10 protein-coding genes are annotated in these 13,362 nt (G+C 56.5%); 5 read left to right on the forward strand and 5 right to left on the reverse strand.

Features of this window, described 5'->3' with window-relative positions:
* On the reverse strand, positions 1-1,050 hold the full coding sequence (locus HMPREF2854_RS06400) for a lipoate-protein ligase LplAB (protein WP_070620627.1): 1,050 nt from the start codon (positions 1,048-1,050) through the stop codon (positions 1-3).
* A 144-nt stretch (positions 1,051-1,194) separates the two neighbouring features.
* On the opposite strand from HMPREF2854_RS06400, the gene ilvD reads away from it, so the two are divergent.
* On the forward strand, positions 1,195-3,075 hold the full coding sequence (gene ilvD / locus HMPREF2854_RS06405) for a dihydroxy-acid dehydratase (RefSeq protein WP_070620630.1): 1,881 nt from the start codon (positions 1,195-1,197) through the stop codon (positions 3,073-3,075).
* A 111-nt stretch (positions 3,076-3,186) separates the two neighbouring features.
* The gene (locus HMPREF2854_RS06410) at positions 3,187-3,402 is read left to right on the forward strand and encodes a CsbD family protein (RefSeq protein WP_070620634.1); all 216 of its coding nucleotides are present in this window, start codon (positions 3,187-3,189) and stop codon (positions 3,400-3,402) included.
* Between the two features lie 67 nt (positions 3,403-3,469).
* Here HMPREF2854_RS06410 and HMPREF2854_RS06415 read toward each other — a convergent pair whose 3' ends face one another.
* Positions 3,470-4,621, reverse strand: a complete 1,152-nt coding sequence (locus HMPREF2854_RS06415) for a branched-chain amino acid aminotransferase (RefSeq protein ID WP_070620637.1) — start codon at positions 4,619-4,621, stop codon at positions 3,470-3,472.
* Positions 4,622-4,777: 156 nt separating this feature from the next.
* Between HMPREF2854_RS06415 and HMPREF2854_RS06420 the strand changes: the two genes are divergently transcribed.
* The gene (locus HMPREF2854_RS06420) at positions 4,778-6,013 is read left to right on the forward strand and encodes a DUF1015 domain-containing protein (RefSeq protein ID WP_070620641.1); all 1,236 of its coding nucleotides are present in this window, start codon (positions 4,778-4,780) and stop codon (positions 6,011-6,013) included.
* Between the two features lie 70 nt (positions 6,014-6,083).
* Here HMPREF2854_RS06420 and ilvC read toward each other — a convergent pair whose 3' ends face one another.
* From ilvC to HMPREF2854_RS06435, 3 genes are read right to left on the reverse strand one after another with little or no spacing between them, the layout of a single operon-like run.
* Positions 6,084-7,106, reverse strand: coding sequence for a ketol-acid reductoisomerase (gene ilvC / locus HMPREF2854_RS06425; protein ID WP_070620643.1), 1,023 nt, complete (start codon positions 7,104-7,106; stop codon positions 6,084-6,086).
* Entirely contained in the window at positions 7,099-7,620 is a 522-nt protein-coding gene (gene ilvN / locus HMPREF2854_RS06430; protein WP_070620646.1) for an acetolactate synthase small subunit, read from the reverse strand. The genes ilvC and ilvN overlap by 8 nt, the downstream gene beginning before the upstream one ends.
* On the reverse strand, positions 7,620-9,440 hold the full coding sequence (locus HMPREF2854_RS06435) for an acetolactate synthase large subunit (protein ID WP_083309431.1): 1,821 nt from the start codon (positions 9,438-9,440) through the stop codon (positions 7,620-7,622). The genes ilvN and HMPREF2854_RS06435 overlap by 1 nt, the downstream gene beginning before the upstream one ends.
* 420 nt (positions 9,441-9,860) lie before the next feature.
* Here HMPREF2854_RS06435 and HMPREF2854_RS06440 point away from each other — a divergent pair, with 420 nt between their 5' ends.
* Both HMPREF2854_RS06440 and HMPREF2854_RS06445 read left to right on the forward strand, forming a co-directional pair.
* A complete protein-coding gene (locus tag HMPREF2854_RS06440) occupies positions 9,861-11,351 on the forward strand; it encodes a threonine/serine exporter family protein (protein ID WP_070620649.1) in 1,491 nt (496 codons plus the stop codon).
* A gap of 243 nt (positions 11,352-11,594) precedes the next feature.
* A complete protein-coding gene (locus HMPREF2854_RS06445) occupies positions 11,595-13,148 on the forward strand; it encodes an aspartate:alanine exchanger family transporter (RefSeq protein ID WP_070620679.1) in 1,554 nt (517 codons plus the stop codon).
* Positions 13,149-13,362 lie beyond the last annotated feature (214 nt).

Raw genomic sequence — 13,362 nt, forward strand, 5'->3', positions numbered from 1 at the left:
CTACGGGAGGCGCTTCACCCACTCCGGTGTGGAGAACTTGGTACGCGCCCGTTCTTTAGCGGTTGCGATGTCAGCCTCGGTGATTTCACCGGGTGTCGCGTTGTACTTCGCGCGGAAGTGATCCAGGAATACCTCGATGATGTCTTCGCGCGCCATGCCGGTTTGCGACTTCATAGGATCAACGCGTTTAATCGCGGAGCGGGTACCTTTATCTTTGAGCTTTTCCTTGCCAATCCGCAGGGTTTCAAGCATTTTCACCGTGTCAATGTCGTAGGCCATCGTTACGTGGTGAACCATATACCCGTTGGCAAACCGCTTCTGGGCCGCGCCACCGATCTTTCCCTTTTCTGAAGAAATGTCGTTGAGCGGAATGTAGAAGGCCTTCACCCCAACTTTTTCGAGGGACTCCATGCACCACTCGTCAAGGAACGGGTAAGACTCTTCAAACGAAAGCCCATCAACGAGGCCGGTGGGGATCACCAGCGAGTAGGTGACACAGTTTCCCGGCTCCATGAACATGGCGCCGCCTCCGGTGACGCGGCGAGAAACCACGATGCCATGCTTCTTGATACCGTCCTCATCGATCTCGTTTGAGTACGACTGGAAGGAGCCAATTACGACCTGGGGTGCGTTCCACTCCCAGATACGCATGAACGGTTTGCGCCGGCCCGCAGCCACGTCCTCCACGAGTGTTTCATCCATGACAACGTTGAGCATTGGATCGATTGCCGGGCCGTGGATTACGTCGAAGTCAATATCGGACCAGTCCAAGGCCTTGCCAAGCGCGCGGCGCACAGCTATTGCAACGCCGCGCGTGGTGAGGCCAAACAAAGTATCTGTAGGAAGCACTACCGCATCCAGCGCGGCAGTGATTTCGTTCGCGCTGGACTGCTCTGCGAGGCCTTCGAGCGCCGCAGTCATGCGAAATAATGCTTCATCGGGTTCGAGGAAGAAGTCACCGGAGATACGAACGTTTGCAAGCGCTCCATCTGCAGCGTCTAAATCAACAACAACAAGTTTCCCGCCTGGAACCTTATATTCACCGTGCATGTTTCCATCTTATGTAGCCCCGGCCAACTCTCCTAACGGAGGGCTTTGCGCGGGCGGGGTTTTGGTCACTGTTCGGTATGCGAGTTGGCGCGCCGCGAAAGTAGCAACCGAAATATGCTTGAGGAAACACGGAAAGGGTTAGCGATGGCTTTTGCGCTACGTTCAAATACTTCAACAGCAGGGCGAAACATGGCTGGGGCCCGCGCACTCTGGCGCGCCACGGGCATGGAGGATTCTGACTTTGGCAAGCCAATCATCGCAATCGCGAACTCGTTCACCCAGTTTGTTCCCGGTCATGTGCATTTGCGCGATGTAGGCAAGATTATTGCAAAGTCCGTGGCTGAAGCGGGCGGGGTATCAAAAGAGTTCAACACCATCGCGGTCGATGACGGTATCGCGATGGGACACTCGGGCATGCTTTATTCCCTGCCCTCCCGCGAGGTGATTGCGGACGCGGTTGAATACATGGTGAACGCGCATTGCGCCGATGCCCTCGTATGTGTTTCGAACTGTGACAAGATCACGCCGGGCATGCTACTAGCTGCACTGCGTCTTAACATTCCTACCGTGTTCGTCTCGGGTGGCCCCATGGAGGCCGGCAAAAACATTGATCCGAATGTGATCTTGGGCGATTCCAAAGAGGGGCATGGCAATCTCGTCACCGTCATGAATGCAACGGCTGACGATGCGGTTTCGGATGCAAAACTACTTGAGATCGAAAAACTCGCGTGCCCGACGTGCGGCTCGTGCTCCGGCATGTTCACGGCCAACTCGATGAATTGTTTGACCGAAGCCCTCGGCTTGTCTCTGCCCGGTAACGGTTCAACACTTGCAACACATGAGGCGCGACGCGGCCTGTTTGAGCGTGCAGGCAGCCTCGTGGTTGAACTTGCGAAGCGTTATTACGATGGCGAGGACGAGTCTGTACTGCCCCGCAATATTGCCACCAAGGATGCTTTTGAAAACGCAATGAGCCTGGACATGGCAATGGGAGGATCATCCAACACGGTCCTTCACCTGCTGGCAGCGGCTCGCGAGGGCGGCGTTGATTTTGACATGGACGACATTGGCCGGCTGGGAGATACCGTGCCAACGCTTTCGAAGGTGGCGCCAAACCACAACGACTACCACATGGAGGACGTGCACCGCGCAGGCGGCGTGCCAGCCCTGCTCGGTGAACTTGACCGCGCTGGGCTGCTGAAGCATTCGGTGCACGCAGTTCACTCCCCTGATCTAGAGTCGTGGCTTGCGCAGTGGGATATCCGTGGGGGATCGCCGTCGATTGAAGCGCTTGAGCTGTTCTCTGCCGCGCCCGGTAATGTGCGCACAACCGAGCCGTTCTCGACCGCCAACAGGTGGAAAGAGCTGGATACCGACCGCGAGGCTGGTTGTATCCGGTCTGTAGAACACGCTTACGTTGCCAGTGGCGGTTTGACCGTGTTGCACGGCAATTTGGCAGCTGAGGGAGCGGTCATCAAGGCGGCTGGTATTGATCCTTCCCTTTTTCACTTTGAGGGGGAAGCAATCGTCTTTGAGTCCCAGGAAGAGGCCATCGAGAAGATCCTGAACAAGACCGTGTGTGAAGGCCACGTGGTTGTGATCCGCTACGAGGGCCCATCGGGCGGGCCGGGAATGCAAGAGATGCTGTATCCGACCTCTTTTATCAAGGGTCGCGGACTGGGCAAGAAGGTTGCTCTGATTACCGATGGGCGGTTCTCGGGTGGCACTTCCGGCATTTCCGTGGGGCATATCTCTCCCGAGGCCGCAGCGGGCGGCACGATTGGCCTGATTGAAGATGGGGATCGCATCATCATCGACGTGGATCGGCGCGAGCTCACGCTCAATGTGCCGGAAGAAGTACTTGCCCAGCGCCGTAACAAGCAGTTGGAGCGTAGCGAACCGTGGACTCCGAAGGAGCGTAAACGCGAAGTTTCAGATGCTTTGAAACTGTACGCGATGACAGCTACCTCAGCGTCACAAGGCGCGGTAAGAGATATCTCTTTGGTACGAAGGAAGCGGGATTAGACCCCGACTTTCGCCTAGTTTGACGCGGTTTAATGCGCTTTGCCCAGGAAACCTTAAGGTGACGTCGCTAGAATAATATATGTTTCGGTTTTCAATAGATAGGAGTTAACCATGGTAGACGGTATGAAAGACAAGATCGCCGGTAAGGCGAAGGAAGTTGCTGGCGAGGTCTCCCAGGACAAGGATCTGAAGGCCGAAGGCAAGGCAGATCAGGTTGCTGGCAAGATCAAGGATTTTGCTGAAGACGTCAAGGGGAAGGCAGACCAGGCCGGCGAAGACCTAAAGGCCGGCGTTGACAAGCTGAAGAAGGAATTCTCCGGCGAGTAAACAAGACTTGCAAATAAAGTAGCTCCCATCGCCCAGCGGCGATGGGAGCTACTTTTTCTAGCAACGACTACACGATGCGGTAGAGCCAGTGGTACGGGTCTGGCTCGTGCCCATTTTGGATGCCAACCAGTTGGTTGTAGATCGACAAGGTGAGCTCGGATCCAGGAATCTCCAGGTCGAAGTCCTTTGATGCCAGCCTTCCGATTGGCGTTACCACCGCGGCAGTTCCACAGGCGAACATTTCAGTTACCTCACCGCTCCTAATGTCCTGCGCCAAATCGGATAGGCGAATCCTCTCTTCAAAAACAGGAGTTCCACGGTCGCGCAGCAGGCGAATAATTGCAGACCTGGTGGAGCCTTCCAAAATGGTGCCAGTAAGGCTCGGTGTACGCACCGAACCATCACCACGCACCACAAACACGTTCATGCCGCCCAGTTCTTCCAAATATTGGTTCTCGCGCGCATCCAGGAAGCAGACCTGGTCGAATCCAGCATCTGCCGCCTCTTCTTGGGGCAGGAGGGCGCCAGCGTAGTTCCCGCCCGTCTTCGCTGCTCCCGTTCCGCCGGGGCCGGCGCGGTGGAAGCCATCCGAAACCCAAATAGATACGGGGCTTAAACCATCCTTGAAGTAGAGACCAACGGGGGTAGCAATAGTCAAGAAGGTGTACTCCGCAGCGGCGTGCACGCCCAGGAACGCCTCGGAGGCAAACATGACCGGTCGCAGATACAGAGAGGAACCAAACGGGGTGGGCACCCACTTTGCGTCCTCGGTAACGAGGGCAGAGATCGCGCCCACAAAATCCTCTACCTCCATTTGCGGCATGCACATACGCCTTGCTGACGCATTAAAGCGAGCCGCGTTGTAGCCGGGGCGGAAAGTCCAGATTGACCCATCGTCGTGACGGTATGCCTTCATTCCCTCAAAAATCTCTTGCCCGTAATGCAGCACCGCCGCAGCCGGAGAAAGGGTAAGTGGGCCAAACGGGACAACCTGCTTGCTGTGCCACCCCTGCCCCCTCGTCCAAATCGCGCGGGCCATGTGGTCCGAATAGGCCGCACCAAAGCTCAGGTCATCCATTGCCTTCGCCCAGGCTTCCTCGCTCGCAGGCGCCGGATGTGGCTGCACTTCAAAACGTTGTGCCACGTCCTTGGCCGCTGGTAGCGCCCGTGCCCCCTCGGTTTCCAACGCCGTCATGTTATGGCTTAGCCCGTCGCTCATGATGCTTCCTTCCTCACTTCGATTTAAGTCTATTTTAGGTATCGCGCTCCCCTGGCACCGGCAGTGGTCACAGCGTGAACGCTCTACCTTTCGATACGGCCCAACAAGGCCCCGCCCGATCTGCGATGATGGAGGGAGTCAGCTTAAGGAGTCGCCTTGACCACTGCTCAAGTTTTCCCCGCAAACATTGGCCTGCCAAAAGAAGCGGACCTATACAAATGGTGCGTGATTGCCGCGGATCAATTTTCCGCCTCACCCGCATATTGGAGCGAAGTTGAACAGATAGTAGGCAACGCGCCATCCACCTTGCGCATGATCGTGCCAGAAGTCTATTTGGCGATCGAAACCGAAGAGGAGTTGCAAGCGCGCGTGAAGGCCGCCTATGCCGCCATGCACGAATACCTTGACTCCCATATTGAGGTGGTTGAAAACACCGTTATCTACACGGAGCGAGCAACACCCTACGTAGAAAAACGCCGCAGCCTCGTGCTTGCGCTCGACCTCGAAACCTATTCCTACACCGGCCAAGAAGTTGATGCACGCGCCTCCGAAGCCACTGTTTTGGAGCGTATTCCCGCCCGCGAGGCCGTGCGCCGCGGCGCCGCACTGGAACTTCCGCACGTGCAAGTTCTCTACGATGACCCCGACTTCGAGGTCCAAAAACTCATTGATCCTGCCACGCTAAGCCCGCTGTATAGTACCGATCTGATGCAAGAAGGCGGTAGCGTCAAGAGCTGGCACATCCCCGGTGATTCCCAGCTGTGGGCGTCCATCAAGAGCGTGCTTGATGGACTTGAGGAGCGCCACGGTTTCCGCTTTATTGTGGGCGATGGTAACCATTCGCTTGCGGCCGCGAAGTCTCACTGGGAGCACCTCAAGCCCACGCTTTCGCCATCTGAGCTTGCAAGTCATCCGGCAAGATTCGCACTGGTTGAACTTATAAACGTGCATGATGACGGCCTAGTCATGGAGCCGATCCACCGCCTTTTGCGCGGCATTTCGGCGCAGCAACTGCAAGATGCTGCGGCCAAATGGAACGAAAGCCATGACGGCGAGGTTGTCTCGCTTGATCTTCTCACCGCGAGCGGGCGTCACACGTTAGAGCTCGTTCAACCGGGTGCTCTTGTGGTTGAACCGGTACAAGAGCTAATTGACCAGCTGATTAGTGATCTTGGGTTAGACCCGGCCCACGCGTGCGAGTACATTCACGGCGAGGAAGAACTTGCCCGCCTCGTAAATGAGGAAGATGCGCTCGGTATTGACCTGCCGGCGTTGGATCGATCTTCCCTATTTGAATACGTGGCAAAACAGGGGGCTATGCCGCGCAAATCATTTTCGCTGGGCGAGGCCAACGAGAAACGCTATTACCTGGAGACCAGGCAGATCTCCTAGATTAAAGGGTTACTAAGTAGAAGTATGGGAGCACTCGCAAGTGCTCCCATACTTCTACTTAAAGCCAGGTTTAGCGCGCTGCGCTTCCTGTGTAGTCCTCGTCCTCATCTGTCCAACCGAAAGCCTTGCGAAGCTCGCGGCCAGTCTGTTCGATCGAGTGCGACTCGTGCTCCTTGCGTAGCTGCAAGAACTCGGGTGCACCCGCATCCTGATCCGCAATGAAACGCTTTGCGAAAGTGCCGTCTTGAATATCAGCGAGCACAGCCTTCATGTTTTCCTTCACATCCGGGGTGATCACGCGCTTACCGGACACGTAATCGCCGTACTCTGCCGTGTCGGAACAAGACCAGCGCTGCTTCGTAAGGCCTCCCTCGTTAATGAGGTCCACGATCAGCTTCATTTCGTGGAGCACCTCAAAGTAAGCGATCTCAGGCTGATAGCCGGCCTCGGTAAGCACCTCAAAACCGTAGGTAATCAGCTGGGAGACGCCGCCGCACAACACGGACTGCTCGCCGAACAGGTCCGTTTCGGTTTCTTCCTTGAACGTTGTCTTGATTGCACCTGCGCGAGTAGCGCCGATGGCCTTAGCGTAGGAAAGCGCAACGTCCCAGGCCTGGCCGGACGCGTCGTTTTCTACCGCAACAATCGCAGGCACGCCCCTACCCTCTTCGAACTGGCGGCGAACCGTGTGGCCCGGGCCCTTCGGAGCAACCATACACACGTCGTGGCCCGCACTTGGCGCAATGTAGCCGAAACGTACGTTGAAGCCGTGCGCGAAGAATAGAGCAGCGTCGTCCTTCAAGTTCGGCTCAATCTCCTGTGCATAAACCACGCGCTGCACCTGGTCCGGCGTGAGGATCATAACCACATCCGCAACCTTCACAGCCTCAGCAATCGTGGCTACACGCAGCCCCATTTCAGCAGCCTTCTGCCACGAGCTAGAACCCTCGCGCAGGCCAACCACAACCTCAACGCCCGAATCACGCAGGTTAAGCGCATGAGCGTGTCCCTGGGAGCCGTAGCCAATAATCGCTACGCGCTTCCCCTGAATGACGGATAGGTCGGCGTCGTCGTCATAGAAAATTTCAGCCACGATCTTTCTCCTTTAGCTGATCGGTTATGGAACGCGGACCTCGACCAATCGCCAGGGTCCCTGATTGAACGATCTCACAAACGCCATAAGGTTCAAGCGCAGTGAGAAGTGCGTTAACTTTTTCGCTATCCCCCACGGCCTCAATAACAACCGAGGTGGGGGAAACATCAACTACGTGAGCTCGGAAAAGCTCAACGATTTGAAGCACCACGGTGCGGCGCTCGTCATCCGCATGCACCTTAAACAGCACCAGCTGGCGCGTTACCGAGGGGGAGGCCGACACGTCAACGACCTTCAGCACATTCACCAGCCTGTTCAGCTGCTTCGTGATCTGCTCCAGCGGATGCTTATCCACCTCCACCACCACGGTCATGCGGGAGATCTCCGGATGCTCGGTCTCACCTACTGCAAGCGAACGGATGTTGAACGCGCGGCGCGCAAACAGGGAGACAACGCGCATGAGCACGCCCGGCTTGTTCTCAACGAGCACCGAAAGTGTACGGATTTCACTCATTAGACGTCCTCTTCCCACTCAGGCGCGATACCGCGCGCGTAATTTATCTCATCGTTGGAAACGCCCGCAGCCACCATCGGCCACACCATCGCGTCCTTCGACACCCTAAAATCGATGAGAACGGGGCGGTCATTGATTGACATTGCCCACTCGATAGCCTCATCAACTTCTTCTGGCCTAGTAACCCTACGCGCCGCCATGCCGTACGCATCTGCGAGTTTCAAGAAATCCGGAATCTGTGCTTCCGAAGTGTTCAAATAGGTGTGCGAGTAGCGCTCGTTGTAAAACAGGTTCTGCCACTGCCGCACCATGCCGAGCACCGAGTTGTTAATAATAGCCACCTTGATGGGAATGTTGTTGATAGTGCAAGTGGCGAGCTCCTGGTTAGTCATCTGGAAGCTACCATCACCATCGATCGCCCACACAACCCGATCCGGGTTTCCGACCTTCGCGCCCATCGCCGCGGGTACACAGTACCCCATGGTGCCAAGCCCGCACGAAGAGATGAAGCTACGCGGCCTCTCATACTTAACGAACTGCGCCGCCCACATCTGGTGCTGACCTACGCCCGTCGTGTAGATCGCATCTGGCCCAACTACCTCGGATAGGCGCTCGAGCACGTATTGCGGGGCCATAGCATCGCCTGGTTCTTCGTAACCCAGCGGGTACGTGTCGCGCAATCGGTTCAGGTAGCGCCACCAACCGGACAGGTTGGTTGCCTCCTCCTCATACAACGGTTTTGCAGCGGCCACGAGCGCGCTCATGGTCAACGCCAGATCACCCACAATCGGAATATCGGCGTAACGGTTTTTGGAGATTTCTGCTGCGTCAATATCTACGTGGACGACCTTCGCGCGGGGCCCAAACGAATCTAGCTTGCCGGTCACGCGATCATCGAAGCGCGCTCCCAAAGAAACAATGAGGTCTGCCTTTTGCAGTGCCCCCACAGCAGCCACAGTCCCGTGCATACCCGGCATTCCCAGGTTGTGCGGGTCTGAATCGGGGAACGCACCCCGAGCCGGCAGGGTTGTCACCACGGGTGCGTCCGTCAGCTCGACCAGTTTGGCTAGATCCTCGCTCGCCCCGGAACGGATCATGCCACCACCCACGTAGAACACGGGAGCCTCGGCCTCATGAATCGCCTTCGCCGCCTCGCGAACTTGTTTGCTGTGTGGGCGCGAAGCCGGATGATATCCGGGCAGGTCAAGCTTTGGTGGCCACGAAAAATCAAGCATGTCGTTTTGCGCGGATTTTGTGATATCCACGAGGACGGGACCGGGCCGGCCCGAAGATGCCAGGTAGAACGCTTCCGCGATCCTACTGGGGATGTCCTCGGCCTTCGTGACGAGGAAGGAGTGCTTGGCGAGCGGCATAGATGCGCCTACGATGTCGGCTTCTTGGAACGCGTCGGTTCCGATGAAACTGGCTCCCACCTGGCCCGTGATCACAACGATCGGCACCGAATCGAGGTTCGCATCCGCGAGCGCCGTCAATGTATTCGTTGCAGCAGGACCAGAGGTAACCACGGCGCAACCTACTTTGCCCGTAGAAATCGCGTAACCCTGAGCCGCATGACCAGCGCCCTGCTCGTGGCGAACTAAAATGACGTTCAGCTTCTTAGAATCAAGAAGCGCGTCGTACACAGGAATGATCGCACCGCCTGGCATGCCGAAAATATCCGTCACATCCAGGTTTTCAAGGCTGCGTACAACCGCGCTCGCTCCACTAATATGCTCTGGCTTAGACGCTTGTTCGCGACCAAGATGAGCGTCGAAGCTAGGAAGCGGTTTCCTCGACTTAGATCTTCCCTGTTTCTTCACTTCAGTCTCCCAAGGCTAGGGCGGCAATAAAAAACCCTCGACCTTTTAGGGTGCGAGGGTAAGGCGTGCGGCTTATCTTTATTCAGCAAAGCCCGCACGCCAACGAATAATCACGCGGCGCGAAGAGACAATCTGAATTGAACAAGCCATGGGTACACAGTACGCAACTTTGCGTGCAAAACGTGAAACCAGGAATGAACGATCTCAAATAATGGATGCGGGTCGCAAGCGGTCATCTACATCGTCCGCGCGACGCTAGGAGCTAAAGAATCAAATTATGCTGACGTCTTTCAGGGCGCCCGAACTCTCTCGGTCATGGTCGAACCAGCCGTTATGCCGATTCGAGCCCCGCACGTGGTGTGAGCACCTTTACGTACTTCAAACTTTTTCGCCCAGATCGCAAAAAGTAGAATACACATTATGTCTAGGCAAATATTCCATTCGTTCAAGAACCGCTTTCGCAAGGCCAATACAGGTGGCGAGGATGTTGCTACAGCTGTGGCAGACAACCAGCCCTCGCCCGCACCTCAACCAACCGAAGACGTCATCAGGGCGCTTACGGAGAATACCGCCGAAAATTCAGAAGAACTAGCCGAGCAACTTCAGATTCTGTCCTTGACAGAAGAGGAGGTGCGGGAGAACCGCATCAGACGCGAACGCTTGGCCTACCAAACGAGCGTCGTTGTGAAACTAGGTAGCATGCTCATGGCTGCCGGGGCCGGCTCCTACCGTGTCAAAGCATCTATGGAGCGCCTCGCACATGCCATCGGGATTGAAAAACTTGAAACTCACGCCTCGCTAATGGAGCTCAACACTACGGCTTTCAAAGCGGACACCTTCCGCACAGAAGTTGTAGAACAGCGCGCAGTAGGAGTCAACGCGGCGCGAATCGACGCCCTTAGACAGTTCACCCGCTCACTGCGTCCCAACATGCTGGCCGAGGACGCCGACCAAGCCCTCGATGCGATCGCGGCGCAACCACACCTATATTCGCGCCTCCAACTAGCAGTAGCATCAGGAGTTGGCTGCGCCGGATTCGCGTTCTTGAACAAGGGCGGCCTCATCGAATGCCTGGCGGTACTCGTAGCCGCTTTCCTTGGACAATACGTGCGCTCCATGATGCTGGGTAAACGGTTTAACCACGTAGCCACCTGGATGGTTTGTTCCGCGATCGCAACCTCCATTTACATCGGCACGGTTTCAACGATGGTTTCTTTCGGCTTCGCCGATAACACCCACCAGGCCGGAGCGGTATCTGCAATCCTCTTCCTCGTGCCCGGATTTCCGCTGGTCACAGCAATCCTTGACCTTGTACGCCTAGACCTAAATGCGGGCATTACAAGGGGAACCTACGTTGCGATTTTAATGGTGGCGGCAGGCGTATCCGTCTGGGCAGTAACCTTCGTAACCAACTGGTCTGTTAAACCCGGTGCGCCAATGGTTATCGCACCGCTCCTACTCTTGGCATTAAACGCTCTAGCCACATTCATCGCCGCCACTTCTTTTGGAGTACTCTTCAACACTCCCCTATCCATCGCCGCAACCGCAGGCCTGGTCAGCGCCCTCTTGAATCCCCTGCGGATCCTGCTGGTTTCTCTCGGATACCCAAACCAGGCGATGGTTGGCCTGATGAGCATGCTGGTTGGCCTCTTCGCCGCACTGCTGTCCACGAGGGTCCGCTCTTCCCGCGTCACGCTATCCGTGCCAGCCGTGGTCATCATGATCCCGGGCGTGCCGTTCTACCGCGCCATCACGGCAGTCAACCAAGGAGAAACGCTCACTGCCTTCGCCTCGATTGCGGAAGTATCATTCGTGATCCTCGCTATCGGCGTCGGGCTCGCCATCTCACGCATGCTTACTGACCCGGGGTGGACATTTGATTCACCAAGAAAATCAAAGATCATTGCTTAACTAAAGCGAGTCCAAACACAGTGTAATGTTTCTCCAACAATCATAGTTTTAGCGAGAAAACGTGCGCCCAGCTTCATGCTATGGTTTACATGGCGTAAAACGCCAGAACGAAACCCTGCGATGAAAGACCAGGGGCGGCGAAGACAGTGTCAAAGAAACTGAAACCGCCCGGAAAGTTTTAGTCAGGAGTACAAGAAAGAATTGGTAAGCATATTCACCTTCTTTGCCGAGCAGCCGGTCCTCATGCTCTTCATCTTGATTGGCGTGGGCATGCTCGTTGGACATATCAAACTTAAAGGCGTGTCTCTTGGAGCCGCCGCCGTTCTATTCCTAGCGATTTTTGTATCCGCATGGGCAGAAACCCTCGGAGTAGAAATCCGAATTCCGGGCGTGTTTGGCGTTCTTGGCCTCGCGGTTTTTGCATTTGCAATCGGTGTTAACTCTGGCCCGAGCTTCTTCCATAACATTAAGACAGCTCTCGGCCCAATCTTGGCCACTGTCGCCCTCTACATAGTTGCTGCAGGAGCTGCCTACGGCCTCGGCATTTACGTGTTCGACATGGACATCGCCCTCGTTGCCGGTACTTTTGCTGGCGCACTCACTAACACGCCGGCACTGGCAGCCGCCGGACAAGCATCTGGCGACCCGGGCCTTGCAACCGTTGGTTACTCCATTGCCTACCTGTTTGGCGTAATCGGCATGATGATCGCAGCCATGGCGGCGCTACGCGCCGGCAAGAACGACACTGATAAGCCGTCGCCACTTGCAAACCGCACCATCCGCGTGGAGCGCTCCGACAAACCCCTGGTTGGCGACATCTACGAAATGATGGGCAAGAAGGTAACCTTCTCGCGAATCAGGCGCGGCGAAACCGGCCCAATCAAGAAACCGGCAATGTCCGACTCACTGAACCACGACGACCTCGTAACTGTTGTAGGCCCGCGCGAACTCGTTGCGCGCGTTGCAACCGAACTTGGTCATGGCTCTTCACACTCCCTCATGGAAGACCGCTCTTACCTGGACTTCCGGCGCATCACTGTGTCCGACCCGAAGCTGGCTGGACGCACCGTTGCAGACCTCGACATGGGAAACAAGTTCTCCGCAACTATCTCCCGCGTGCGCCGCGGTGACATCGACATGGTTGGCGAACCGGGCCTCGTGCTTCAGCAGGGTGACCGCGTACGCGTTGTAGCCCCGACCTCGAAGATGCGTGAGATTACTAAGTTCTTCGGGGACTCCGCGCGCGGTCTTTCTGACATCAACCCGGTTGCACTAGGTCTTGGCATGGCGCTCGGCATTGTTCTTGGCGAACTGCCGATCCTCACCCCATCGGGCGAGTACTTCTCAATCGGATCTGCGGCCGGCACGCTCATTGTTGGTCTGATCTTCGGCAAGATCGGACGTATCGGCAAGGTTGTCACCGCTATTCCTTACACCGCTGCGATGGTGCTCTCCGAGTTCGGTCTGCTCGTCTTCCTCGCCCAAGCGGGCACGGTAGCAGGTGGCCAGATCGGTGAGGCGTTTGCATCCGGCTCCTGGCTGAATATCCTCATCCTCGGCATGGTAGTCACCTCGATTATGGCTGTTGGCCTGTACATGGTCATGAGGTGGATCTTCAAGATGGGTGGCACGCAGCTTGCTGGCTTCCTCGGCGGCTCACAAACCCAGCCTGCGGTGCTCGCATTCGCGAACTCACGTACCAACGCGGACCCGCGTGTTGCACTTGGCTACGCTCTGATCTACCCCGTCGCGATGATCGGCAAGATCCTCGTGGCGCAGGTCCTGGGCGGCCTCTAAACCGCATTCGCATAAGCGATTGGGCGGGCAGTTCATTTGAACTGCCCGCCCTTTCATATGCACACCTACCGCGCACCTACCACCCACCACCACGGATCTATAATCGGCACACCTGCACAAGGAAGTGAGCTGCAAAACGGTATTCCGACCCAAACTGGCAGAAACCACCCTCAGATTCGGCACTTCCCCTCTGAATACCTACTCCCGCAACCAT

The organism is Actinomyces sp. HMSC075B09, assembly GCF_001812395.1.
Classification (GTDB): domain Bacteria; phylum Actinomycetota; class Actinomycetes; order Actinomycetales; family Actinomycetaceae; genus Gleimia; species Gleimia europaea.

Coding starts and splice junctions, on each gene's coding strand:
- HMPREF2854_RS06400 (WP_070620627.1), bottom strand. CDS start 1,050: ATGCACGGTGAATATAAGGTTCCAGGCGGGAAACTTGTTGTTGTTGAT.
- ilvD (WP_070620630.1), top strand. CDS start 1,195: ATGGCTTTTGCGCTACGTTCAAATACTTCAACAGCAGGGCGAAACATG.
- HMPREF2854_RS06410 (WP_070620634.1), top strand. CDS start 3,187: ATGGTAGACGGTATGAAAGACAAGATCGCCGGTAAGGCGAAGGAAGTT.
- HMPREF2854_RS06415 (WP_070620637.1), bottom strand. CDS start 4,621: ATGAGCGACGGGCTAAGCCATAACATGACGGCGTTGGAAACCGAGGGG.
- ilvN (WP_070620646.1), bottom strand. CDS start 7,620: ATGAGTGAAATCCGTACACTTTCGGTGCTCGTTGAGAACAAGCCGGGC.
- HMPREF2854_RS06440 (WP_070620649.1), top strand. CDS start 9,861: ATGTCTAGGCAAATATTCCATTCGTTCAAGAACCGCTTTCGCAAGGCC.
- HMPREF2854_RS06445 (WP_070620679.1), top strand. CDS start 11,595: ATGCTCTTCATCTTGATTGGCGTGGGCATGCTCGTTGGACATATCAAA.